The following is a 23,348-nucleotide window of genomic DNA, read 5'->3' on the forward strand; positions in this document are numbered from 1 at the left end:
TTTTTTGCTGGAGGCCGCTATGGGAAAAGGTGACAAGAAGAGCAGGAAGGGCAAGATCTGGAGAGGCACCTACGGGAATACGAGACCGAAGCCCAAGAACCTGCGCAGGCGGAAGCGACAGCAGGGATCCTCCTCGTAGGTGGGCGTCTCGCGATCTGTTCCGGCCGATCCTCCCACTCCAAAAAATGGGAGGATCCTTTTATGTGAGGAGCCGACGGAGAAGACCCTCGTTACGCCGCCACTTGGGTACCACCTTGACCCTGAGGTCGAGCCTCACCGGTCGTTCGAAGATCCCGGAGAGTTCCTTCTCGGACTGGAGCCTGATGGTTTTTATCTTTTCCCCCCCTCTCCCTATGATGATTCCCTTCTGGGACTCCCGTTCCACACAGATGAGGGCTCGGGCCCAAAGCGTTTCGTCCGGTCGTTCTTCCACGTCCAGGACTTCCACATAGAGGGCGTGGGGGAGTTCTTCCCTCGTCTGGTGGATCGCTTTTTCCCTTATGATCTCAGCGATCCGGAAACGAGGTTCCTGATCGGTGTAGAACTCCTCGGGATAGAGTTGTGGTCCCTCTTCGGCCGCCTCGAAGAGCCTGGCTTTGAGGTCCTCCAGGCCCTCACCGGTGTAAGCGGAGATCTTCACGATGGGGGCGGAAGGGAAGTGGGCCTTGAGCAAGGGAACCATCCCCTCTGCATGGTGTTCGGGGATATCGATCTTGTTGAGGGCGATCACGACAGGTTTTCCCGCCTGCTTGACCAACTCGATAAGCTCGTGCTCTTCTTCACCAATCGACCGGGTGCTGTCGACGAGGTAGAGAATCTCGTCGACCTCTTTGAGTGCCTCGATCACCTGCTCTTTGAGGAAGAGGTTGAACTTCTTTTCTGACTGGTGGTAGCCCGGGGTGTCGATGAAGACGATCTGCCCTCGCTCCTCGGTGACGATCCCCCGTATCCTGTTCCTGGTGGTCTGGGGTACGGGGGAGGTGATGGCCACCTTCCTCCCGCACAGGGTGTTGAGGAGGGTCGACTTGCCGCTCGACGGTCTCCCTACGATGGCGCACACTGCGACTTTCATATCTATAACAGTAGCGAATATCGACCTTGCCGTCCATAAGTGGTATATTTACGGCAGAGCATATCTTGCAGGAACAACGGAGGAAACGAACGCATGAGATTCCAGGAGAAGGACGAACGGAAGGAACAGGGCGATCAACAGGCTCTCATGGAGAAGTTTCTTAGGACGAGGTCGATCATCCTCTCAGGTGAGGTGAACAAGGAACTGGTGGAGAAGGTGGTGAAGCAGCTCCTTCTCCTCGAACAGATGGGTGACGAACCGGTGAAGGTCTTCATCGACTCTCCGGGAGGCGATGTGGATGCGGGGTTCGCGATCTTCGACATGATACGGTTCGTGGGAGTGCCCGTGTATACCATAGGGATGGGGCTCGTGGCGAGTGCGGCGGCCCTCATCCTCCTGGCGGCGCCGAAGGAGTACCGCCTCGGTCTCCCGAATTCCCACTATCTCATCCACCAGCCGTGGAGCGGGATGCGCGGCGTGGCCACCGAGATAGAGATCCACGCCAAGGAGATCGAGAGGACGCGACACAAGATCAACCAGATCATAAGTGAGGAGACGGGCCGGCCGCTGGAGCAAGTGGAGAAGGATACCGACAGGGATTACTGGTTGAACGCAGGCGAGGCCCTCTCCTATGGTCTCATAAGCCGTATCATCTCTTCGGGGAAGGAGCTCGTCTGATCGATGGGAAGGCCCCACCTCGTCTTCTTCCTGCTCCTCTTCCGGTTGGTCGGGGTCCGAGGGGAGGAGTACGTCGTAGCTACCTATAACGTGGAGAACCTCTTCGACGCGGTGGAGGATGGGGCGGAGTACGACGAGTTCCGGCCGTCCTCGTTCTGGACCGAGGAGAAGGTTCTTGTACGCTTGGAGGCAGTGAGCCGGGTGGTGCGGTCCCTCGATGCGGATGTGCTCATTCTCCAGGAAGTGGAGAACGAGCGGGTGCTCGGCCGGCTCGTCTCCGGGTATCTTGCCGATGCGGGGTACCGGTGGCACTTCCTCCCGGAGGAGGAGGGAGCGGTTCACGTGGCGGTGCTCTCCCGTATACCGGTCGAGGGCGTGAGGGTGCACGCCCTCAAGGATCCCAGGGTGGCCGCCCTCCGGAGTGTGGTAGAGGTGGAGTACCGCCTTGGGGGAGAACAGGTGTTTCTTTTCGGTGTCCATCTCATCTCCCGGGCAGGTCCTGCGTGGCGGGATGAGATTCGGCGGAACCAGTTGTTCCTCATCGCGAGACGGTTGGAGGAGATCCGCAGGACCGCGCCTGGAGTCCACGTCCTCGTGGGAGGGGATTTCAACATGGAGGCCGACGCGGTGGAGACATTCTTTGACCGCGCGCTCTTCCCGCAGGATGTCCATTCGGTGTGGAGCATGATGGTGCCCGGGACCATGCCTCCTGGATCGTATTGGTATGAGGGCCGATGGGAGCGGATCGACGGGTTTTTCTTCACCGAGGGGCTTCGAGACGGGGTGGGGCTCGATGTGACAGGAGGGGAGGTGGTGGCCTTCCCCTGGCTTCTCGATGAGAGGGGCCGTCCGTGGTCATGGGACATGGGTACGGGAAGCGGATACTCTGACCACCTCCCGGTGAAGGTCATCCTCACGGACTTGACCCGTATGAAGTAATCGGGATACTATTGCGTACCATATTGTAAGAGGAGTATGGGAGATGTCCAAAGCTCACAGGGGTAAGGGGCTTAAGGATCAGCCGAAGAAAGGGAGAGGGAAGTGTCCTCTCTGTGGAAGAACAGGGGTGAAGCTCCTCTACGAGGTCTCTGCCCACGAAAAGAAACTTTCAGTGTGCAAGCCCTGTTCAAAGGCGGTGGCCCATGGAAAGAGGGAGGAGGCCCTCGCCGCGCTTGCGGAATGAGGCCTCTCGCCGATCTGAGAAGCTCTGCCTGGGGGGCAGGGCTTTGTTTTTGCCCAGGAAGGAGATCGTATGAGATTGGGAGGGCCTCTCTTCGCCGAAGTCCGGTCGCCGGAAGAATGGGTGACGCTCCTGAGGCGGTGGGGATACCGCGCGGCCTACGCTCCGGTCTCCCCGGAAGCCTCATCCGAGGAGATCGCGGCCTACCGGGAAGCCGCCGAACGTGCGGATATCGTGATCGCCGAGGTGGGCGTGTGGAACAATCCCCTCTCGCGACACCCCGGGGAGCGAAAGGCCGCCCTGGATGCGTGTGTGAGGGCTCTCTCCCTCGCAGACGAGCTGGGGGCCAGGTGTTGTGTGAACATCGGCGGATCTCTGGGGGAGAAGTGGGACGGCCCCTGTGCCGACGATCTCGGCGAGGAGGCCTTCGACCTCATCGTGGAGACGGTACGATCGATCATAGACGAGGTGAAGCCTCTCCGCACCTTCTACACCCTCGAGACCATGCCGTGGATGTATCCGCACACCGCTGAAAGCTACGAACGGCTCATCAAGGCGGTGGACAGAAAGGCCTTTGCGGTGCACTTCGATCCGGTGAACATGATCTGGAGCCCCGAGCGCTTCTTTCACAACGCAGAGGTGATACGCGACTTCGTGCGGAGACTCGGACCCTGGATACGATCGTGCCACCTCAAGGACGTGCGTCTCCAGGACCGGTTTCTGGTCCATCTTGAAGAAGTGATTCCCGGGAGGGGGAACCTCGACTACAGGACCCTGCTCTCCGAGCTCGATCGACTGGATGACGTCCCGGGGATGCTGGAGCACCTCTCCACCCCTGAGGAATATGTCCAGGCCCGTGACTACGTAACGCAGGTGGCCCGGGAGATAGGGGTGGGGCTGTAGGGACGTTTCGAGGAGGCCGGCCCATGAGTCCGTTCGAAGCCCTCATGCTCCTCTGTTTCGGCGCTGCGTGGCCCTTCTCGATCCATACCTCGTATGTCTCCCGGTCGACGAGGGGGAAGAGCCTCCTCTTCCTGCTCGTGTTGCTGATAGGGTACACCTCGGGGATCATCCACAAACTCTTCTATGCGCGGGATCCCGTACTCATCCTCTACATCCTCAACTGGACGATGGTGGGGATCGACACCCTCCTCTATCTCCGGAACCGGAGGATGGAACGGGAGGCCCTCCGAAGGGCCTCCCGGTGACGTCCCGCTAGAAGCAGCGTCCGGTCTCCTTCTTCCGGCACGATGCCTTGTCACACTGATAGCAGATTTCGTTCTCGAGAGATCGACCGCTGAAGAAGTCGTCGATGTTCTTGAGGGTGGTCTCCGCGATGTTGGTGAGGGCCTCACGGGTGAAGAAGGCCTGATGGCTCGTGACCAGGACGTTGGGAAAGGTGAGGAGCCTGGCGAGCACGTCGTCCTGGATGTGGGTGTCGGAGTGGTCCTCGAAGAAGTATTCGGTCTCCTCTTCGTACACGTCGAGTCCCGCCGCACCGATGTGCCCTCGTTTGAGGGCCTGGATGAGGGCCTTTGTGTCGATGAGTTTGCCCCGGCCGGTGTTGACGATGAAAACTCCCTTTTTCATGAGAGAGAGGCTCTCGTCGTTGATCAGGTGGATAGTCTGGGGGGTGAGGGGACAGTGGAGCGAGATCACGTCGGATTCGCGGTAGAGCGTCTCGAGAGGCACGTAGGAAAACCCGTGTGAGGCGGCCCATTCCCCGGCCGGATAGGGGTCGTGGAGGAGGATGCGCATGCCGAATCCGTCTCCGAGTATCTGAGCCACGAGGCGTCCTATCTGGCCCGTCCCGATGATGCCGGCCGTCTTGCCGTGGAGGTCGAACCCCATCAGCCCGGTGAGGCTGAAGTTGAACTCCCTGGTCCTCCAGTAGGCCCGGTGGACCTTCCGGTTGAGGGCGAGGAGGAGCGCCACGGTGTGCTCCGCCACCGCGTGAGGGGAGTAGGCAGGAACGCGGACCACGTGGATCTTCCCGTAGACCGAAGGGAGATCGATGTTGTTGTACCCTGCACATCTAAGGGCGATGAGCTTCACTCCCGCCGAGGCGAAGACCTCGGCGACCTTTGGGGTCACATAGTCGTTCACGAAGAGACAGACCGCGTCATAGCCCTTGGCGAGGATCGCGTTGTCCTCCGTGAGGCGATCGGAGAGATACTTTATGGTGAATCCATAGCGTTGGTTCACGCTCTCGAAAAACTCACGGTCGTAGGGTTTCGTGTCGTACATGAGGATCGATGGCAGGTGCTTCATGGAGTCCTCCAATCGATAAAAAAGTATTCTTACTTGAATAGTAATAAAAAATCCGGAAAAAGGGAAGAGGGAGTTTACGATTGTGATGAAATGGAATTTTTGGTATCATACCTGCCATATACGTCGAGTATGTCATGAGGAGTGTGTGATGGCACCTACAATTGTGGTTCGGTGGTTCGGTCCGAAAGACGATCATGTCCCCCTCCAGTGGATCCGTCAGGTCCCGGGCGTGGAGGGGGTGGTGAGCGCCCTCTTCGATATCCCGGTGGGAGAGGTGTGGCCAAAGGGCCGCATCGAGGAATTGAAGTCCCTCATCTGCTCGCATGGGCTCTCCTTCGAGGTGGTGGAGAGCGTCAACGTGCACGAGGATATCAAACTCGGCCTCCCTTCGAGGGACAGGTACATCGAGAACTATATCCTCACGCTCAGGAACCTCGCCTCCGTAGGCGTGAAGGTCGTCTGCTACAACTTCATGCCGGTCTTCGACTGGATTCGTACGGATCTCGCCTATACCCTCGATGATGGTTCCTCCACCATGGCCTACGACCGGAGACTCCTCGAGGGCAAGGGCGTCGAAGATCTCGTGTCGGCCATGTTCGGCCAGTCCAAGGGATTTTCCCTGCCCGGCTGGGAGCCGGAGCGGCTGGCCGCCGTCAGGAGCACCATAGAGCAGTACAGGGCCATGGGTGAGGACGAGCTCTTCGACAACCTCCGCTATTTCCTTTCCGCCGTGGTGCCGGAGTGCGAGCGTCTCGGAATCCGGATGGCCATCCATCCGGATGATCCCCCCTGGGGGGTGTTCGGGTTGCCGCGTATCGTGACCACCGAGGAGAACATCCTGCGCATCCTCGCCCTGGTCGACAGTCCCGCCAACAGCTGTGCGCTTTGTACGGGGTCGCTCGCCGCGCGCTCCGACAACGATGTGGCCCGCATCATTCGGAGGGTGGGGGAGCGGGGGAGACTCGCCTTCGTCCACTTGAGGAACCTCAAGAAACAGGGTGAGGGTATCTTCTACGAATCGGCGCATCCGAGTTTCTGCGGGAGCCTGGACATGTACGAGCTCGTGGCGGCGCTCCACGGGATCGGATTCGACGGCTACCTGAGACCCGATCACGGACGCCACATCTGGGGAGAGGAGGGGCGGCCGGGGTATGGTTTCTATGACCGGGCCCTGGGCATCGCTTATATCCTCGGTCTCTGGGAGGGGATAGAGAAATCAGCGTCGCGGTAGCAAAGTCGGCGGAAATCATATATGCTATAAGTGCAGATACTGCACAGGAGGATCGACCGAGGCATGCCGATGGAAGGGACGAACAGAGAGGCTCCTGGTGGGAACGAGGACTATCTCAAGTATTATGATCTCCTGAAGCGGATCGGTGTCCTCGATGAGCTCCAGCACTACAGGAACGAGATCAGTAATCTTGAGGAGATCATCTCCCAGGCGGTGGAACTCCTCAGCAAGTCCTCGATAGAGGAGGTGCTCGAGGTGGTGGTCCAGGGGCTCATGGACAAGTTCATCCCTTCGTATCTCACCCTCATCCTCCAGGAGGCGGGGGTGGAGGGCAAGATCCTGGTGAAGTGCTATGAGCGGCTCAGGGAGATCCCACCCCCCTTCGAGATCACGAGCCTGGATGGGTACCGGGAGTTCTTCGAGCGGCATCCCTCTTCCATCAGCTTTTCGCTCTTCGAATACAAGGTGCCTTCGCCGGGGCTGGTGGAGCCGTTGCGGGCCGTGGAAGCGGAGATCCTCGTCCCGGTGATAGGGATGGGGGGGGTCTACGGGCTCATCGTCTTCGGGAAGAAGGTGCTCGGCGAGGACTATACCCCCCAGGAGCTCGCCTATATCGGACGTCTGGTGGAGTTCGTCTCGATAAGCCTCCAGAACAACATCCACTACCGCTCGTCCATCATGGACTTCAAGACGGGGATCTACAACGCCTCGTTCTTCATGAGGAGGCTCGAAGAAGAACTCTACCGGGTGAAGCGGTACGGAGGCCACCTGGGGCTCATCATCCTGGATGTGGACCACTTCAAGCTCTTTAACGACCGCTACGGCCACCTTGCCGGCGACGAGGTCCTCATCTCCATCGCGAGGAATATCAAGCAGAACCTGCGGAAGGGTGATGTGGCAGCCCGGTACGGTGGGGAGGAGTTCGTCGTGCTCCTCCCCGGGGCCAACAGGAACGCGGCCTACATCGTGGCGGAGCGGGTCCGCCACAGCATAGAGCTCATGAAGGTCTATTTCGAAGACAAGATCCTCCACGTGACGGTGAGCGTGGGCGTCACTTCTTGCACTCGATACCGTCTCCTGGATCCCCGGAAGCTCATCGAGGAGGCGGATCAGGCCCTCTATCTTTCGAAGGAGCGGGGACGGAACAGGACCACGGTCTACAGGAAAGGGCTCCTCTCCCTCGCCGAGGAGTACAGGGAGGCGCTCCTGGAGCAGGTGCGCACGTAGCGGTCAGGAGAGATACTGGAGGCGTTCGCCCGTCCGGGCGCCGATCAGGGCGAAGAAGAAGGCCGCCAGGCTGGAGATCATGAGGCCGAGGAGCTTCCCTATGCCGAAGACCGGGGTGTAGAGCACGGTGCTGAGGACATTGATGAGCACCGCTCCCAGGGCGGGTTCCATGAGGGTGATCCCGGGAGAGATGTAGCCCGAGAGGAGTCCCCCCAGGAAATAGACCGCGGGTTTGATGAACAGGAAGAGGATGAAGCCTATCCCCAGGGTGAGGATCCCGAAGAGGGTGAGACCTACGCGTAGTACCACCTCGGTGACGAGGAATATTCCCATGCTGACGAAGACCCACTTCCACTCGATCCGATTCATCCACGAGCCTCCTCTGCACACGGATGGAGTCATTGTACCATGCGAAGCGGGATGTGAACAGAGGTCTTGGTCCCTGCCTCGGTTTCCTCGATGCGGAACGTCCCCTTGTATTGAGTCTCCACGAGTTCCTTCACTGTGGCGAGACCAAGGGCGAGGATCCCGACTCCCAGATCCTCCTCCTCGAAAGCCCTCAGGAGTCGCCTCCGTTCTTGCACCTTGAGCCCCGTGCCGGTATCGCTGATCTCGAGGTAGAGTATACCCCCGTGGGCGTAAGCCGAGAAGGACACGTCTCCTTCCCCCTCTCCGCTCAGGATGCTCTCGGCGGCGGTGAGGAGACCGTGAGCCAGGATGAGGAAGAGGTGGTCACGGCTCAGGGGGGAGGGATCCTGCACGGGAGGGGTGGCGGTCGTCACGGTCACGGTCTCGGGAAGGAGGGGGAGGACCTCCTCGAGGACGGAGGCGACCATGTCGCTCACCGGTCGGTCTGTCCCGTCTTCCGTGTGGCTCACGTGATCCTTCAGTGTCTCGAAGTAGGTCTTCACGAAGAAGAGCCCGTTGCTTATGACGTTGTGCTGCTTGAGGGCCTCTCGTATGATGACGAGGTGTTTCTGGAGTTCTGCCTTCGAGAATGCCGTCATGAGCTCTCTCGCTTCTTCCATACCTGCCTTGAGGAGCCCGTCCTTGTTCTTGGAGAGGTGATTTCGGGTGAGGAGGAGGATCTTTTCGATCTCGGCGAGGGAGAGGGCGGGATCGTTCTCGGTGAGGAGGGGGGTGTCGCGCACGAGGTTCAGCCGGGAGGAGAGGTTCTCGTGGATGGTGAGGAACATGAGTTTCTCGTAGAACTGTTTTCGGGTGAGGAACTCGAGTCCGGTGAGCTTGGTGAGGGGGATGGCGGCCGGTCGGGCCTTCTGCGAGAGCTCTTCGATCTTCTTCTGCTGTTCCCTCAGGGAAAGCTGGGTCTGGACCCTCTTGAGGAGTTCCCGGGGGTCGTAGGGTTTGACAACATAGTCCTGACCGCCGAGTTCGAGTCCTTTCATCACGCTCTCCCTGTCGGCCTTTGCCGAGAGGAAGATGATGGGTATATCTTTCGTCTTTGGATTGCTCCTCACCCGGCGGCACACCTCAAATCCATCCATTTCAGGCATCATGATGTCGAGGAGGATGAGATCGAAGGGGGTCTTCTCCAGCCGGGAGAGGGCCTCCGGGCCGCTCTCCGCGAAGGAGACGATGTAGTGTTCCTGGAGGATACTGCCCAGCAGCTGTATGTTGGGAGGTGTGTCGTCCACGATGAGGATCCGGTGTTTTTTCTCTGTCCCCTGTGTCATAGGGATTCCTCCTTCAATCGTCCGATCTTCTCTTCAAACTCCTTTATAAGGGTGCGTATCCGATGTATGTTGAAGCTCTGTACCGCTTCCTCCAGGGATGCACCCCACCCCGAGAGAAAAGGTGAGCCGATTCGCGTTCCCGCCTCTTTTGCCCTGGAGCCGAGTTCCTCCAGGGTGGTGTTGAGCCATGTCTCTTTCGCCTCTTCGAGAAGGGGAGCGATCTCCCGATCGTAGAGGGAGAGGATCTGCGCCCTTCGTGCGAGGTCTTCGGCCGTGAACTCGAGATGCTCCTCCCGCGGGGGAGGGGGAGCCGCGGTGCGACTCGTTTCCGTCGGGAGGAAGGATCTCAAGGTCGAGAAGAGGGCGTCCTTCTGGATCGGCTTGGTGAGGACTTCGACGAACCCGTTCCTCAGGAATTCCTCGTGCCGCTCTTTGAGGACCGAGGCGGTGAGGGCGATCACCGGTATGTTCCGATGGGAAGGATCTCTGTAGTATTCCTTGATGAAACTGAGGCCGTCCATCACAGGCATCCTGATGTCCATGAGGATGAGGTCGGGAGGGTGGGCCTCGGCTCGGGAGAGGGCCTCTTGCCCATTCGAGGCTTCGATGACGGTTGCCCCTGTGGGCGCGAGGTATTCCTTGAGAAGGGTGCGGTTGAGATCCTTGTCATCGACCACCAGGATGACCTTCCCTTCGTACATCGGGACGTCTCCCCCGGTTTCCTCGGTGGCGGACACCATCCGCTCGGTGGAGCAGGTGAGATCGGGAATATTCACGGTGAAGGTGGTTCCCTTCCCGTACTCGCTTTCCACGGAGATGGTCCCGCCCATCATCTCCACGAGGCGCTTCGAGATCGTGAGTCCGAGTCCCGTGCCCCCGTATTTGCGGGTATCCTGGCCCGAGCTCTGGTGGAAGGACTGGAAGATGGCCTCTCTCTCCTCCGGTCGTATGCCTATGCCGGTGTCTTCCACGGAGATGGTGAGGTCCACCTTCGATTCTTCGGTATGAAGGCTCCCTCTCACCTGGACCTTCACATGGCCCTGTTCGGTGAACTTGATGGCGTTGCCTATGAGGTTGAAGAGGACCTGCCTGAGTCTGAGTTCGTCGATCTCCACGGTGGGAGGGAGGGCAGGGGCGTAGTCGAGGATGAAGGAGAGGCCCTTGTGCTCCACTTGGGTCCGGAAGATGTTGGCTATTTCCTCGATGAAGGAACGCAGGTCGACAGGGCTGTAGGAGAGGGTCATCTTGCCGGCTTCTATCTTGGAGAGGTCGAGGATGTCGTTGATGAGCATGAGGAGGTTCTTGCCGCTGGATCTTATGGCGTCGAGGTAGGAGGCTTCCTTCCCCGAGGGGAAGGAGGAGGCGAGGAGGTCGGTGAAGCCGATGATGGCGTTGAGCGGGGTTCGGATCTCGTGGCTCATGTTGGCGAGGAACTCACTCTTGGCCCGCATCGCCCGCTCCGCTTCCTCCTTGGCTTCCTTGAGCTTCTGTTCGGCCTCTTTCTGGAGGCTCATGTCGAGGGACACGATTCCTATGTAGGTGACGTGCCCCTCTTCGTCCTTGATGAATGTGGCGGTCGTGAGCATGGGGAAAGGAAGCTGTCCCTGATAGACGTGCCATATCTCCTGGGAGGGCATCACTCCCACGTCCTCCGCCCTGGTGAGTTCCTCGATGAGCTTCTCGTACTGCTCCTCGGTGTGGAAGATGGAGAGGTGTTGACCCATCACTTCTTCCAGCCTGTAGCCGTGGATCCGGGCCATGTAGGGATTGGCGTAGACGATGGTGTGGTTGGCGTCGATGATCACGGTCCCGTAGGGTGCGGTGTCGGCTATGGCCTTGAAGAGCCGCATCTGGCGTTCCACGGTGGCCCGCTGGGTGATGTCCATGGCGATCACCGTGGCACCGAGGATCTCTCCCCCCTCGTTCCGTTTGGGAGAGATGACCACCTCCAGGTGGAGGGGGAGGAGGTTCCTCCTGGAGACGGAAAAGCGGGTGGTGAATGTCTGACCCGAGAGAACCCGGGAGACGGCCGTCTCCACCTGCCTCTGCATGGTCCTCGTGGGGAACAGATCGGTAAAGCGCATCTCCCTCCGAGGAGGTCTCTTGAAGTACATGCGAGACAGTCGGGCGAGGGTGGGGTTGAAGATCTGGATGCGCAGATCCCTGTCCATGGAACAGATGGCCACCGACTCGGTGCTCCGGAGGATGGCGTCCATCTCCATGGCGGCCCGCGCGAGCTCCGCGCTCTTCCGCGCGACCTCCTCCTCCAGGTGGTTGCGGTATCGTTCGAGTTCCTCCTCCGTCCGTCGCTGTTCGGTGATGTCTTCCAGGAGGACCAGAATGTGGTCGAGCTCACCTTCGGGGGTGAGGACACCTCGCTTCTGCACCTTCACGATGCGGGACTCCTCCTGGTGGGGGAACTCGACTTCCATCGAGGGGACGAGGACCCGGGTGAGGGGATCCTCGAGTATCTTCCGGTTGAGGACTTCGAGCTCCTCGGAGAGAGGGGGAGGGAAGAGTCGGGTCTCGGGGACTCCCAGGGCCTTCTGCCGGGGGACTCCTGTGATCCGTTCCATGTAGGGATTCCACAGGGAGACGGTGTAGTCGCTGAGCGGATCGAGGGTATAGACCCCTATGGGGAGGGCCTCCAGCATCTGGCGATAGAACTGCTTCTGCTGGCTGAGGAGACGTTCGGTGCGTTTCCGGTGGGTGATGTTGTGAAGTATGATGAGCCACCGTGCGGTCTCGTAGTCCTTGTGGAGGGGGAATATGGTGACCTCGGTCGTGATCTCTTCCGCCCTGTGCTGCCAGGAGATCTCCCTGAGGATCACCGTGTCGCTCTTCTCCGCCTCCTCCAAAAGGGGGCGGAGGTGGGCATCGATGGCCCTCGAGACGAGGGAGATGGGCTTGCCGACCAGGCTGGGGAGAGGGCGTCCTTCCAGGAGGTAGGCCCAGGTCTCGAAGGCCGTGTTGGCGTAGAGGATACGCCTGTCGCTGTCCGTCACCAGAATGTAGTCGGTGAAGGAATCCAATACCGAGGTGAAGAGCCTCCGCTGTTCCTGCAGTGACTCGAAGTAGAGGGTCTCGGCGTGTACGTCGAGGAGGAGGAAGGGGAGGATCCGGCCCTGCACCGGGAGGGGTATGACGAGGAAAGAGGTGCGGCCCCTTCCCGGGAAGGAGAAGCGTCCGTGGAAGGTGTCGTGGGGAGCGGCGAGGAACTCCTCGAGGGACTTCCGGGCATCGGGTTCCACGGTGGCGAGGAATTCCGGTTCGGAGAGGGTGAGGGACGTGGAAGGGCTCGTCGAGGATCCCGGGAGGTGGAGATCGATCGAACGGGTCCGGACGTCCAGATAGAGGAGCCCTGTCCGGAGTGAGGGGAGGAGGTTTTTCGCGATATCGAGACGGAACCCGGGGGTGAATATCCGTTCCCAGGGAAGGGCGGAGAACCAGGCCTGTTCGTACCTCGATTTATGGGAGAGGAAGGCCTCGGGATGCGAGGGGCTGTCGACCGCGAGGATGCCGTAGAGGAATCCTCCCACCTTGAGGGGGTAGAGGTGTATGCGCCCGTCCAGGATGGACAGATGGGTGAAGTTCCTGAGTTCGAAGCCCTCTATCCAGAACCTGCCTTCGTCGGTGGAGAGGAGGAGCGCGTCCAGAAGGGTGACCGCATCGGGGGCCTCCCACCGGGCGATCTCCTGGAGTTCATAGGTGATAGTGAGACAGAGGCTTGCCCCCGGTGCCCCCATGTCCAGGGAGACTTCTTCGAGGCTCTCCTCGAGTGAGGATATCTCTCCCCCCCCGCGGGAGGAGGTCATGGCATACTCTTCTCCCATACTCAAAGTATAGGAGAAGGGCGACCGTATTTTCAAATGGAGGGGGTCTCGTCACTCGAAATAGGTGTATCCGCGCATGCCTTCCTCGAAGGCCTCCATGATGGCCTTTTTCTCCGGGAGGCCGATCTTCTTCTCCTTGAGGGCCTGTTCCACCTTGCGTTTGAGGCGGTGGAGGATGGCCTTGGGGATGTACTCCACGTAGCTGAGGATGTCCTCCACGGTGTCGCCCTCCACCTCGTTCACGAAGACGATCTCGCCGTCCTCGTCCAGGGCAACGTTCACTATGTGGGTGTCACCGAAGAGGTTGTGGAGGTCTCCCAATGTCTCCTGGTAGGCTCCCACGAGGAAGATACCGATGATGTAGTCCTCGTCTTTCAGGGGATGGAGGAGGAGGTAGGGGCGGGTGTCGTAGATGTCGATGAAGGTGTCTATCTTTCCGTCCGAGTCACAGGTGGTATCGGCGATGATGGCAGGGATCTCCGGCTGCTCGTTGAGCCTGTGGATGGGGACGATGGGGAAGAGCTGATCGATGGCCCACGCATCGGGGAGCGACTGGAAGACGCTGAAGTTGCCGTAGTAGATGTGAGCGAGGCTCGCCTCGGCCTCTTCTATCTCTTCCGGTACATACTTGAGCTGCTTCGCCACTTTCACCAGCTTTTCTATGCCGTTCCAGAAATAGAGCTCGGCCAGACCTCGTTCCCAGAGAGGGATGTCGCCCATGATGAACTGGGAGCGGATGAGATCGCGGTAGTAGATGATGTCGTGGAAGGCCTCCTGTACGTTCTTCACCGATATGGAATTGTAGATATCGATGAGTTCCTTGAGCGTGGGCGAGCACTCCTCGGGGACGGAGAGCTGGTCCGGAGCAACGGTGAGACTCGAGGAGTCCAGGACGTTGAACAGGAGGACGCTCGAATACGCCACCACGAATCGTCCGGATTCGCTCACCAGGGTGGGGTGAGGGATTCCCTCGGGGTCGAGTATTTCCATCACCTCTTCCACCACGTCGGTGGCGTACTCCTTGAGGGTGTAGTTCCGGCTCGAGTGGAAGTTGGTCTGCGAGCCGTCGTAGTCCACCGCGAGGCCCCCTCCGATATCCAGGTGTCCCATCGTCGCCCCCTCCTTGTAGAGGGCTGCGTAGTACCTGGCCGCTTCCTTCACCGCGGAGCGGATGTGCCTGATGTCGGGGATCTGCGAGCCGAGGTGGTAGTGGAGGAGGACGAGGCGGTCGAGCATCCCCTCTTCCTTGAGGATCTTTACCGCGGAGACGACCTGGTGCGAGGTGAGGCCGAAGATGGATTGGTCTCCTGAACTCTCCGACCACTTGCCCGGGGTGGTCGAGGAGAGTTTCACCCTGATGCCCAGGAACGGAAGGATACCCAGCGCGCGGGAGCGCTCGATGATTGTCCGGATCTCGGAGAGGCGCTCGATCACCAGCACCACCTTGTGGCCGAGCTTGGTGCCGTAGAGGGCAAGGTCGATGAACTCCCTGTCCTTGTAGCCGTTGCACACGAGCAGACTCTCCTTGTCGCGGAGGTGGGACAGGGCGATGAAGAGTTCCGCCTTGCTGCCGGCTTCGAGTCCGTAGTGGAAGGGACGACCTATCTCCACTATGTCCTCTATGACCTGTTGCTGCTGATTCACCTTTATGGGGAAGACGCCCCGATAAGTTCCCCGATAGCCGCTCTCCTTGATGGCGGAGAGGAAGGCGTTGTTGAGTTCGTGGATCTTCGCCCTGAGGATGTCCCTGAATCTGAGGAGGACCGGGAACGAGAGCCCGCCCTGTACCACCTTCTGGGCGATCTCGTAGAGGCTCACCTCCTCTGTCTTCCGCTCGGGGGTGGAGAGCTTCACCGTGACCTCGCCGGATTCGGAGATGCCGAAGAAGTCGCCTCCCCATCTGCTTATCCCGTAGTATTCGTCAGAGTCCTTTATGGTCCAGGCCTTTATCTCCTTGCGTGCCATCCCTTTCTCTTTACCTCTCTTGTGGATTCGTAGTCTTTCACTATACTATGATTCCGACCATATGTGGAAGAGAGGAGGGCTCAGCGTGAATGGTGCCGTGACGGGAAAGGCCCGGCTCTTTCTCACCTTCTTCTCCATAGGGGCGGTCACGTTCGGGGGAGGGTACGCGATGATCCCCCTCATCCAGCGAGACCTGTGTGAGCGTAAGCGGTGGCTCGAGGAGAAGGAAATGCTCGATATCCTTGCCGCAGCCCAGTCGGTCCCGGGGGCGGTGGCGATCAATACCGCCTCGTTGGTGGGGATGCGCCTGGCCGGGGTCGGGGGTGCGCTCGCCGCGATGCTCGGTATGGTGCTCCCCTCGTTCCTCGTGATCCTGCTGGTGGCGGGCGTGCTCTATCGGTTCGTACATGTGGAGCTGGTGGGACATGCGTTCGCCGGGATGCGGGCGGTGGTGCTCGGGCTCCTCGCATCCGTGGTGCTCTCGGTGGGAAGGAGCACGGTGAAGGATGCGTGGAGCGGGGTGATCGCGGTGGGCGCGGTGGTGTGTGTGGTGGTGCTGGGGGTGCACCCGGTACTCGTGCTCCTGGGCGCAGGCGTCCTGGGGCTTCTCGCTTCGTTGTGGCGGACGGGGAGGCGCTCGGATGAGTGAGGTGTGGGGGCTTTTCGTCTCGTTTTTCAAGATAGGGGCGTTCGCCTTCGGGGGGGGATACGCCATGATCCCCCTCATCGCCTCCGAGGTGGAGGGGCACGGGTGGCTTTCCGCGCGTGTCTTCGCCGACGTGGTGGCGATCGCGGAGATGACGCCGGGGCCGGTGGCGATCAACATGGCGACGTTCGTGGGGTTCAGGGTGGCGGGGGTGCCGGGTGCCCTGGTGGCCACCGTGGGGGTGGTGCTGCCCTCGTTCCTCCTCGTGCTGGTGGTGGGAAGGTGGCTCGCGCGATGGGAGAAGGCCCCGCTCAAGGAGGCGGTCTTCTCGGGTCTCAGACCCGCGGTGGTGGGGCTCATCGGGTCGGCTGTGTGGGTGGTAGGCAGGGGGGCTCTCCTCGACCATCCGCCCGAGGCGCTGCGGATTCCCCTCGGTCCGGGTGTCGACGGGATCTCGCTGCTCATCGCGGCGGCGGCGTTCCTGGTCTTCAGGACCCTGCGCCTCCACCCCGTCTGGGTGATCCTCGGGGGAGCGGCGGCGGGTATGTTGGTGGGCTTGATGGTGCCGGGGTGGGGCGGGTGAGGGAAGCCGCCTGCGGTGTACGACATCGTGTCGGAGTTCGTGGATAATCTTGACGGAAACAGTAAAAAAAAGTATGTTATCCTTCAAATAGGATGGAAAAGGTCCTATTTGAAGGAGAGGCGGTGATACGGATTCACAGGGACCTCGAGTATGCATTGATCGCGCTCGCCCATCTCTCCAGGGTCAGAGGGCTCGTCTCGTCTCGAGAGCTCGCCTCTTCCACCGGGCTCCCCGAGGCGAGGTTGCGGAAGATCCTGCAGCGTCTCGGGAGGGCGGGGGTCCTCAGGGCTGTACAGGGGGTGCACGGCGGCTATGTGCTCGAGCGTTCCCTCTCTGAGCTCACCATAGGTGAGGTAGCCCGGGCGCTCGACGAGCGGGTGATCCTCCCCTGCGGCAGGGACGGGTGTGAGGTGCCCGAGTTCTGCGTGATGAGGCCCGGGGTGATCGACCTGGTGTCCCTCCTAGAGCAGCATGTCTACAGCCTGCCCCTCTCCCGTTTCATCGGAGGTGCGTATGAGTTCGCACGATGACGCTCGGGGGAAGAAGCCTCCGGTCTCCAGGGAGGTGGTCTACGAGGCCCTCAGCAATGTCTACGATCCTGAGCTGGGGCTCCCCATCACCGACCTGGGGATGGTCTACCGGGTGGACGTCTTCCCCGACAGGATCGAACTGGATTTCACGCTCACCTATCCGGGGTGTCCCCTCGGGGAGGTGATAGAGAAGGCGATCCGTGCAGAGGTGGGAAAGGTGGCCCACACCGACAACCTGGTGGTGAGGCTGGTGTGGGATCCCCCCTGGACGCCCGATTTCATGAGCGAGGCTGCGCGTTTCAGCCTCGGATATCCGATATAAGGAGTACTACATGGCGGAACTTCGCATAGAGGGGCTGCGTGCCGAGATCGAAGGAAAGCCCATCCTCCAGGGGGTGGATCTGGTCCTGCGCACCGGTGAGGTGCATGCCCTCATGGGGCCCAATGGGTCGGGGAAGAGTACCCTTGCCCACGTGATCATGGGACATCCGTCCTACACCGTGACCGGGGGGAGGATCCTCCTGGACGGTGAGGACGTCCTGGAACTGCCGCCCGAGGAGCGGGCGGTGCGGGGGTTGTTCCTCGGTTTCCAGTACCCGGCCGAGGTCTCGGGGCTCACCACGGGCAAGTTCGTGAAGCGGGTGCTCGAGAAGCATCCGGCCCGGAACATGCCGGTGACGCAGATGATCAAGGAGCTCAAGGAGGCGTTGACGCGGATGGGGCTTTCCCAGGAGTTTATCAACCGCTCCCTCAATGAGGGGTTTTCGGGTGGTGAGAAAAAGCGTATGGAGATTGTGCAGATGCTCATGCTCCGTCCCCGGTTCGCGATCCTCGACGAGATCGACTCGGGGCTCGACATCGATGCATTGAAGGACGTGGCCGAGGGGATCAACTCGCTCAGAGGACCTGAGTTCTGCGCCTTCGTGATCACACACTACCAGCGGATACTGGAACACGTGCATCCCGATTTCGTGCACATCATGTATCGCGGCAGGATCCTCACCTCCGGAGGGAGGGATCTGGTCGAGACGCTCGAGGCGAAGGGGTACGAGTGGTTGCGAAAGGAGTTCGGCATAGAGGAGGACGAACATGAGTACGTCCACAATTGATTTCGGTGAGTACAAGTACGGCTTCTCCGACGTGGTGAAGCCGGTGGTCCAGGAGGAGAAGGGGCTCTCCGAGGAGGTGGTGAAGAGGATCTCCTACTACAAGGAGGAGCCCGACTGGATGCGGGAGTTCAGGCTCAGGGCCTACCGGATATTCAAGTCGAAGCCCATGCCGACGTGGGGCGTGGATCTCTCAGCCCTTAATTTTGACGATATCTACTATTATGTTAGACCCACCGATAGGGCAGGCCGGTCGTGGGATGAGGTGCCCGAGACCATCAAGCGGACGTTCGACCGTTTGGGGATCCCCGAGGCGGAGAGGAAGTACCTGGCCGGGGTAGGGGCGCAGTACGATTCCGAGATGGTGTATCACAGTATCAAGGAGGAGCTCGCCTCCAAGGGGGTGATCTTCTGTGATCCCGAGACGGCGGTGAGGGAGTATCCGGATCTGATGCGGAAGTACTTCGGGACCGTGGTCCCGCCGGGCGACAATACGTTCGCGGCCCTCAATTCGGCGGTGTGGTCGGGCGGGAGTTTCGTCTACGTGCCGAAGGGGGTGCATGTGGATATCCCGCTCCAGGCGTACTTCAGGATCAACACCCAGAACATGGGGCAGTTCGAGCGTACGCTCATCATCGCCGACGAGGGGAGTTTCGTGCACTACATAGAGGGGTGTACGGCCCCGGTCTACACCACGGCCTCGCTCCACGCCGCGGTGGTGGAGATCATCGCGCTTCCGGGTGCACGGGTGCGCTACTCCACGATCCAGAACTGGTCGGGGGATGTGTACAACCTGGTGACCAAGCGGGCGGTGGCCTACGAGCACGCCACGGTGGAGTGGGTCGACGGGAATATCGGGAGTCGGAAGACCATGAAGTATCCTTCGGTGTACCTCATGGGGCCGTACGCCCACGGCGAGGTGCTCTCGATCGCGTTCGCCGGCAAGGGGCAGGAGCAGGACACGGGGGCGAAGATGATCCACGCGGCCTCGCACACGTCCTCGGTGATCACCTCCAAGTCCATAAGCAAGGACGGCGGGATCGCTACGTACCGCGGTCTGGTGAGGGTGGAGGAGGGGGTGAGGGGTGCCCGCTCACACGTGGTGTGCGATGCCCTCATCATGGACCCGCAGTCGGTTTCCAGGACGTTCCCGTACATGGAGATCAAGTCGCCCCATGTGCACATGGAACACGAGGCGAAGGTGAGCAGGGTGAGCGAGCAGCAGCTCTTCTACCTCATGTCGAGGGGATTCTCGGAGGATGAGGCGGCGGCTATGATTGTGAACGGGTTCATCGATCCGCTCGTGAAGCAGCTCCCCATGGAGTACGCGGTGGAGCTGAACAGGCTCATCGAGCTCGAAATGGAGGGTTCCGTTGGTTAAGGAGTATACGTCGTTGCAGGATATTGCCCGAGTGGCGAGGGAAAAGGCTTCGGGGATGGGGCTTCCGGCCCGGAGCGAGGAGGAGTGGCGGAGGACCGATGTGACGGTGCTCGACTGGGAGCGCAGGTCCAATGCCGGGGTGAGGGTGCTGGTGGAAGGCGACGAGGCCGGTGCGGGAGAGTCCCCGGCGGTGCTCGCGATGCTGGAGCGGCTTTCCGGGAGGCTGGACAACGTGTTCCTCGCACGGGCGCTCGGGAGTGAGGAGGTGGTGTGGGTGAGGACGGGTGGGGGGGAGCGGGTAGTGCGGATACGGCAGGGGGAGCGTGTGCGATCGGATGTGCACGTGCTGGTGGAGGCGCGGCCGGGTGATCAGGGGGTGGTCCGGCTGGTGCATGAGGGGGGGCGTGGAAGTGTGCTGAACGTGCTGGTGAGTGTATGGGTGGGTGAAGGGGCGAGGGTGGTGCTGGTGGACGAGGGGGCGCGGCGCGCGGATGCGGCGCGCGTGGTGCACGTGTGGGGTGAGGTGGAGCGGGGCGCCGTGCTGGAACACGCGAGCCTGGTGACGGGGTCGTGGTTCACCAAGCAGCGGGTCCACGTGCGACTCGCGGGGGAGGGGGCGGAGGCCTTCCTGCGGGGGGTGATGGTGGCCGGAAGGGGCGACCACTACGATGCACGCACGGTCCAGGAGCACGTGGGTCCGCAGACGAGGAGCCTCGCCCAGTACCACGCGGTGGCGGGAGAGGACGGCCGCACGGTGTACCAGGGCCTCATCGAGGTGGCAGGCTCGGCCCGCGGCACCGATGCCTATCTCTCGAACAAGAACCTCCTCCTCTCCGAGGAGGCCGCCTCCTACTCCATCCCCACGCTGAGTATCGGGACCGATGATGTGCGGTGCAGCCACGGCTCCACCACGGGCCATGTGCGGGAGGAAGAGCTCTTCTACCTGAGGTCGCGGGGAATCCCCGAGGAGGAGGCGGTGGGCCTCCTGGCTGCGGCTCACATCAGGGCGGTGACCGATCATCTCCCCTCCTCCCTCGCCGAGAGAGTGGCACGTCGTGCCGAACGGAAGGTGAAGCGGATGAAAGGGGTTGCGCTCCGTGGCGAAGTGGCATAGGACCGTACCCGTGGACTCGTTCCAGCGCGCTGCGAGCGTCCAGTGCGGGAAGAGGCGGATCGCCCTCTTCAAACTGGAGGACGGTGTCTACGCCATAGACGATGTGTGTTCCCACGAGTTCAGCCTCCTCTCCGAGGGGGAGGTGTGGGAGGGTGAGGTCTACTGTGTCAAACACGGCTCGCGGTTCGATATCAGGACAGGGAAGGTGCTGAGCCTCCCCGCGACCAAGGATGTACGTACCTACGAAGTGAAGGTGGAGGATGGATACGTCTATGTCCGTTGCTAGAGGGTACCACGTGGAAGCGCTCAGGGCCGAGTTTCCCATACTCTCCCGGCGGATGGGAGGGCGGCCCCTCGTGTATCTGGACAACGCCGCCACCACGCAGCGACCTTCCAGGGTGATCGAGGCGATGCGCTCCTATGCCAGGGAGCACCACGCGAACGTACATCGGGGGCTCCACACCCTCTCGGTGGAGGCTACGTCGCTCTATGAAGAGGCGCGCCGGGAGGTGGCCCGGTTCATCGGAGCGGGGAGCGAACGGGAGATCGTCTTCACCCGGAACGCCACCGAGGCCATCAACCTGGTGGCCCACACGTGGGCCGAGGCCTTTCTCGAGCCGGGGGACGTGGTAGTGCTCTCCGAGATGGAGCACCACAGCAACCTCATCCCCTGGCAGCTCCTCGCCCGCCGGAAGGGTGTACAGCTCGCCTTCCTTCCCTTTGACGAGAACGGTATGCTCGACCTCGCCTCCCTCGACGAACTCTGGACAGAACGGGTGAAACTCGTCTCGCTCGTGCATGTCTCCAACGTCTTCGGCACCGTGAACCCGGTGGAAGAGATCGTCGAGTACGCCCATCGACGGGGTGCCCTGGTCCTCCTCGACGGGGCCCAGGCCGTCCCCCACCTTCCGATCTCCATAGAAGCCCTCGGCTGCGACTTCCTCGCCTTCTCCGGGCACAAGATGTACGGCCCCATGGGGATAGGGGTGCTCTATGCGCGAGAGGAACTCCTCGAGGCGATGCCCCCCTTCCTCGGGGGGGGTGAGATGATACGCTCGGTGACCCTGGAGACAGCCACATGGAACGAGGTGCCTCACAAGTTCGAGGCGGGTACACCCAACGTGGAAGGGGCCGTGGGCCTCGCTGAGGCGGTGCGATTCCTCCGGGAGGTGGGGATGGAGGCGGTGGCGGCGCACGAGCGGGAACTCACCGCCTATGCCCTGGAGGCCTTGAAGCAGGTACCTGACATCACCCTCTACGGCCCTGGGATCCCCCACCAGGCCGGGATCGTCTCGTTCACGCTCAAGGATGTGCACCCGCACGACATCGCACAGCTCCTCGACAGGGAAGGGGTGGCGGTCCGGGCGGGACACCACTGCGCCCAGCCCGCGATGCGCAAGCTCGGCGTACCGGCCACAGCGAGGGCGAGTTTCGGCCTCTACACCACGAAGGAGGAGATCGATATACTGGTCTCGTCCCTCATCAAGGTGCAGGAGTTCTTTCGCCATGCATGATGAGCTCTACCAGGAGATCCTGCTTGACCACTATCGGCATCCCCGGAACAAGAGGCCGCTTCCCCACATACCTGAGTCCCGCGCCCACGAGAATCCCACGTGCGGGGATTCGGTGAAGCTGGAGGTGAAGCTCCATGACGGAGTGATCGAAGAGGTGGCCTTCGACGGGAAGGGATGCGCCATCGACACGGCATCGGCTTCCATCATGACCGAGCTGTTGAAGGGAAAGACTGTGGAGGAGGCCCTCGCCCTGGCGGAGAAGGTGATCCGCATGATCCGGGGGGAGGATCCCACCCCCTTCGAGGAGTTCGGTGACCTGGTGGTATTCTCGGGGCTTTCCGCCTATCCCGTGAGAGTCAAGTGCGCCACGCTCCCCTGGCACGCCCTCCTCGACGAAATCTCTAAACTCCGGAGCGATATCCCCTCCCGCTGAGGCGGTCTCCTCGAGGAGAGCTCCTTGAGGAGGTAGTGGATCCCCGAATCCACGGTACCCTTGGGAATCCCCAGGACCTCGGCGATATCGCTGTGCCGCGGCTTGAGGGGGATACCGTTGCGCCTCCTCTCGAGCCGGGCGAGCTGGCGTCGCCTCCTCTCCAGGCCTTTCCTGAACGCATCCCGATCGCATCCTTTCCCCTCCCGGGAGAGTCTGTCCTCGAGGAGGCGTATCTCCATGCGGAGTTCGTTGATCTTCCGGGAGAGACGAAGATACCTCGCCTTCCTCTCGGTGACCCTCTCCTGGAGCATGAGGAAACAGCCAGCGAGTCGTTCTTCCTCCATGTCCAGGGCAGCGGCCAGAGGCCTTTCCCATCGGGGAGGCAGGGATGGGAGTTCCCTCAGGAGGAGGCAGAGGAATCTCTGTTTCCGGTGAGGGGCTGAGCCCCTTATCCACTCGACGATCTCTTCCATCACCGCATCGGCTTCCCCTTCCTCGAGTTTCATGGAGGGATCGAAGAGGAGCACCGCCTCCTCGTGCTCCCTTCGTACGAGGGATCGCTCCAGGGAGGCCCGTTCCTGCTGTACCCTCTTGAACGTACGGTACTGCCACCTCATGGAGGAACGCAGGTAGTGGAGGAAGGGAACGCCGGTATAGACGAACCTGCGGGCGAGTGCCTTGAGACGCGGGTAGAAGAACAGGAGGAAGTCGGAGCGTTCTTCCTCCCGTGAGGGATAGGTGTACACGAACCATGCGAGATAGTGGAAGAGCGCCTCGAAGGGCACCCCGCCACGTTGGTACGCGAGCACGAGAGCGGTGAGGTGATCCATCCGTACCCCCTTTCGAGAGACCGTGCGTCTCTCGAGGGGTAGCAAAGGGCATGCCAGGAT

Annotated in this window: 25 protein-coding genes; 18 read left to right on the plus strand and 7 right to left on the minus strand. The window is 61.1% G+C overall.

All coding sequences use genetic code 11. The features are described from left to right. The first annotated feature begins 19 nt into the window (after positions 1–19). The gene (locus STHERM_RS11425) at positions 20–139 is read left to right on the plus strand and encodes a 30S ribosomal protein THX (protein ID WP_014624235.1); all 120 of its coding nucleotides are present in this window, start codon (positions 20–22) and stop codon (positions 137–139) included. Positions 140–199: 60 nt separating this feature from the next. Here STHERM_RS11425 and era read toward each other — a convergent pair whose 3' ends face one another. Next, positions 200–1,072, minus strand: a complete 873-nt coding sequence (gene era / locus STHERM_RS02735; protein WP_013313359.1) for a GTPase Era — start codon at positions 1,070–1,072, stop codon at positions 200–202. A 93-nt stretch (positions 1,073–1,165) separates the two neighbouring features. Between era and STHERM_RS02740 the strand changes: the two genes are divergently transcribed. From STHERM_RS02740 to STHERM_RS02760, 5 genes are all read left to right on the plus strand, one after another. Beyond that, a complete protein-coding gene (locus tag STHERM_RS02740) occupies positions 1,166–1,750 on the plus strand; it encodes an ATP-dependent Clp protease proteolytic subunit (protein WP_013313360.1) in 585 nt (194 codons plus the stop codon). 3 nt (positions 1,751–1,753) lie between these two features. Further along, on the plus strand, positions 1,754–2,689 hold the full coding sequence (locus STHERM_RS02745) for an endonuclease/exonuclease/phosphatase family protein (RefSeq protein ID WP_013313361.1): 936 nt from the start codon (positions 1,754–1,756) through the stop codon (positions 2,687–2,689). A 43-nt stretch (positions 2,690–2,732) separates the two neighbouring features. Then, positions 2,733–2,933 carry a hypothetical protein gene (locus STHERM_RS02750; protein ID WP_013313362.1) on the plus strand — a complete coding sequence of 67 codons (201 nt, stop codon included), beginning with the start codon at positions 2,733–2,735 and terminating at the stop codon, positions 2,931–2,933. Positions 2,934–3,002: 69 nt separating this feature from the next. Then, the gene (locus STHERM_RS02755; protein WP_013313363.1) at positions 3,003–3,833 is read left to right on the plus strand and encodes a sugar phosphate isomerase/epimerase family protein; all 831 of its coding nucleotides are present in this window, start codon (positions 3,003–3,005) and stop codon (positions 3,831–3,833) included. Positions 3,834–3,856: 23 nt separating this feature from the next. Further along, complete coding sequence (locus tag STHERM_RS02760; protein WP_013313364.1) at positions 3,857–4,138, plus strand: hypothetical protein; 282 nt, start codon at positions 3,857–3,859, stop codon at positions 4,136–4,138. 7 nt (positions 4,139–4,145) lie between these two features. On the opposite strand, the gene STHERM_RS02765 is transcribed toward STHERM_RS02760, so the two are convergent. Continuing rightward, positions 4,146–5,201, minus strand: a complete 1,056-nt coding sequence (locus STHERM_RS02765; protein ID WP_013313365.1) for a 2-hydroxyacid dehydrogenase — start codon at positions 5,199–5,201, stop codon at positions 4,146–4,148. Between the two features lie 148 nt (positions 5,202–5,349). On the opposite strand from STHERM_RS02765, the gene STHERM_RS02770 reads away from it, so the two are divergent. Both STHERM_RS02770 and STHERM_RS02775 read left to right on the plus strand, forming a co-directional pair. Beyond that, entirely contained in the window at positions 5,350–6,432 is a 1,083-nt protein-coding gene (locus STHERM_RS02770) for a mannonate dehydratase (protein WP_041623190.1), read from the plus strand. A gap of 63 nt (positions 6,433–6,495) precedes the next feature. Further along, complete coding sequence (locus STHERM_RS02775) at positions 6,496–7,659, plus strand: GGDEF domain-containing protein (RefSeq protein ID WP_013313367.1); 1,164 nt, start codon at positions 6,496–6,498, stop codon at positions 7,657–7,659. A gap of 3 nt (positions 7,660–7,662) precedes the next feature. On the opposite strand, the gene STHERM_RS02780 is transcribed toward STHERM_RS02775, so the two are convergent. The 4 genes from STHERM_RS02780 to speA are packed head-to-tail and all read right to left on the minus strand — an operon-like array spanning position 7,663 to position 15,151. Continuing rightward, the gene (locus STHERM_RS02780) at positions 7,663–8,028 is read right to left on the minus strand and encodes a hypothetical protein (protein ID WP_013313368.1); all 366 of its coding nucleotides are present in this window, start codon (positions 8,026–8,028) and stop codon (positions 7,663–7,665) included. Positions 8,029–8,057: 29 nt separating this feature from the next. Continuing rightward, positions 8,058–9,353 carry a response regulator gene (locus tag STHERM_RS02785; RefSeq protein WP_013313369.1) on the minus strand — a complete coding sequence of 432 codons (1,296 nt, stop codon included), beginning with the start codon at positions 9,351–9,353 and terminating at the stop codon, positions 8,058–8,060. After that, complete coding sequence (locus STHERM_RS02790; protein ID WP_041623191.1) at positions 9,350–13,186, minus strand: PAS domain-containing protein; 3,837 nt, start codon at positions 13,184–13,186, stop codon at positions 9,350–9,352. Before STHERM_RS02790 ends, STHERM_RS02785 begins: the two co-directional genes overlap by 4 nt. A 51-nt stretch (positions 13,187–13,237) precedes the next feature. After that, positions 13,238–15,151, minus strand: a complete 1,914-nt coding sequence (gene speA / locus STHERM_RS02795) for a biosynthetic arginine decarboxylase (protein WP_013313372.1) — start codon at positions 15,149–15,151, stop codon at positions 13,238–13,240. A 61-nt stretch (positions 15,152–15,212) separates the two neighbouring features. On the opposite strand from speA, the gene STHERM_RS02800 reads away from it, so the two are divergent. The 10 genes from STHERM_RS02800 (at position 15,213) to sufU (ending at position 22,458) form a co-directional block, all read left to right on the plus strand. Beyond that, entirely contained in the window at positions 15,213–15,800 is a 588-nt protein-coding gene (locus tag STHERM_RS02800; RefSeq protein ID WP_237223333.1) for a chromate transporter, read from the plus strand. Next, on the plus strand, positions 15,793–16,380 hold the full coding sequence (locus STHERM_RS02805; protein WP_013313373.1) for a chromate transporter: 588 nt from the start codon (positions 15,793–15,795) through the stop codon (positions 16,378–16,380). The genes STHERM_RS02800 and STHERM_RS02805 overlap by 8 nt, the downstream gene beginning before the upstream one ends. Positions 16,381–16,472: 92 nt before the next feature. Continuing rightward, positions 16,473–16,910, plus strand: a complete 438-nt coding sequence (locus STHERM_RS02810) for an RrF2 family transcriptional regulator (RefSeq protein WP_013313375.1) — start codon at positions 16,473–16,475, stop codon at positions 16,908–16,910. Further along, complete coding sequence (locus STHERM_RS02815) at positions 16,894–17,232, plus strand: metal-sulfur cluster assembly factor (protein ID WP_071650328.1); 339 nt, start codon at positions 16,894–16,896, stop codon at positions 17,230–17,232. Before STHERM_RS02810 ends, STHERM_RS02815 begins: the two co-directional genes overlap by 17 nt. A 10-nt stretch (positions 17,233–17,242) precedes the next feature. After that, positions 17,243–18,019, plus strand: coding sequence for a Fe-S cluster assembly ATPase SufC (gene sufC / locus STHERM_RS02820; RefSeq protein WP_013313377.1), 777 nt, complete (start codon positions 17,243–17,245; stop codon positions 18,017–18,019). Continuing rightward, positions 18,000–19,397: a Fe-S cluster assembly protein SufB gene (sufB, locus tag STHERM_RS02825; protein WP_013313378.1), complete on the plus strand. Its 1,398-nt coding sequence runs from the start codon at positions 18,000–18,002 to the stop codon at positions 19,395–19,397. Before sufC ends, sufB begins: the two co-directional genes overlap by 20 nt. Next, a complete protein-coding gene (locus STHERM_RS02830) occupies positions 19,390–20,511 on the plus strand; it encodes a SufD family Fe-S cluster assembly protein (protein ID WP_148223853.1) in 1,122 nt (373 codons plus the stop codon). Before sufB ends, STHERM_RS02830 begins: the two co-directional genes overlap by 8 nt. Further along, the gene (locus STHERM_RS02835) at positions 20,495–20,797 is read left to right on the plus strand and encodes a non-heme iron oxygenase ferredoxin subunit (RefSeq protein WP_013313380.1); all 303 of its coding nucleotides are present in this window, start codon (positions 20,495–20,497) and stop codon (positions 20,795–20,797) included. The genes STHERM_RS02830 and STHERM_RS02835 overlap by 17 nt, the downstream gene beginning before the upstream one ends. Next, positions 20,784–22,025 carry a cysteine desulfurase gene (locus STHERM_RS02840; RefSeq protein ID WP_013313381.1) on the plus strand — a complete coding sequence of 414 codons (1,242 nt, stop codon included), beginning with the start codon at positions 20,784–20,786 and terminating at the stop codon, positions 22,023–22,025. Before STHERM_RS02835 ends, STHERM_RS02840 begins: the two co-directional genes overlap by 14 nt. Continuing rightward, entirely contained in the window at positions 22,018–22,458 is a 441-nt protein-coding gene (gene sufU, locus STHERM_RS02845; RefSeq protein WP_013313382.1) for a Fe-S cluster assembly sulfur transfer protein SufU, read from the plus strand. Before STHERM_RS02840 ends, sufU begins: the two co-directional genes overlap by 8 nt. On the opposite strand, the gene STHERM_RS02850 is transcribed toward sufU, so the two are convergent. After that, positions 22,368–23,288 (minus strand): hypothetical protein, encoded by a 921-nt coding sequence (locus STHERM_RS02850; RefSeq protein ID WP_013313383.1) that lies wholly within the window; start codon positions 23,286–23,288, stop codon positions 22,368–22,370. The two genes, sufU and STHERM_RS02850, sit on opposite strands and share 91 nt — an antisense overlap. Positions 23,289–23,348: the final 60 nt, after the last annotated feature.

Source organism: Spirochaeta thermophila DSM 6192, from assembly GCF_000147075.1.
Classification (GTDB): domain Bacteria; phylum Spirochaetota; class Spirochaetia; order Winmispirales; family Winmispiraceae; genus Winmispira; species Winmispira thermophila_A.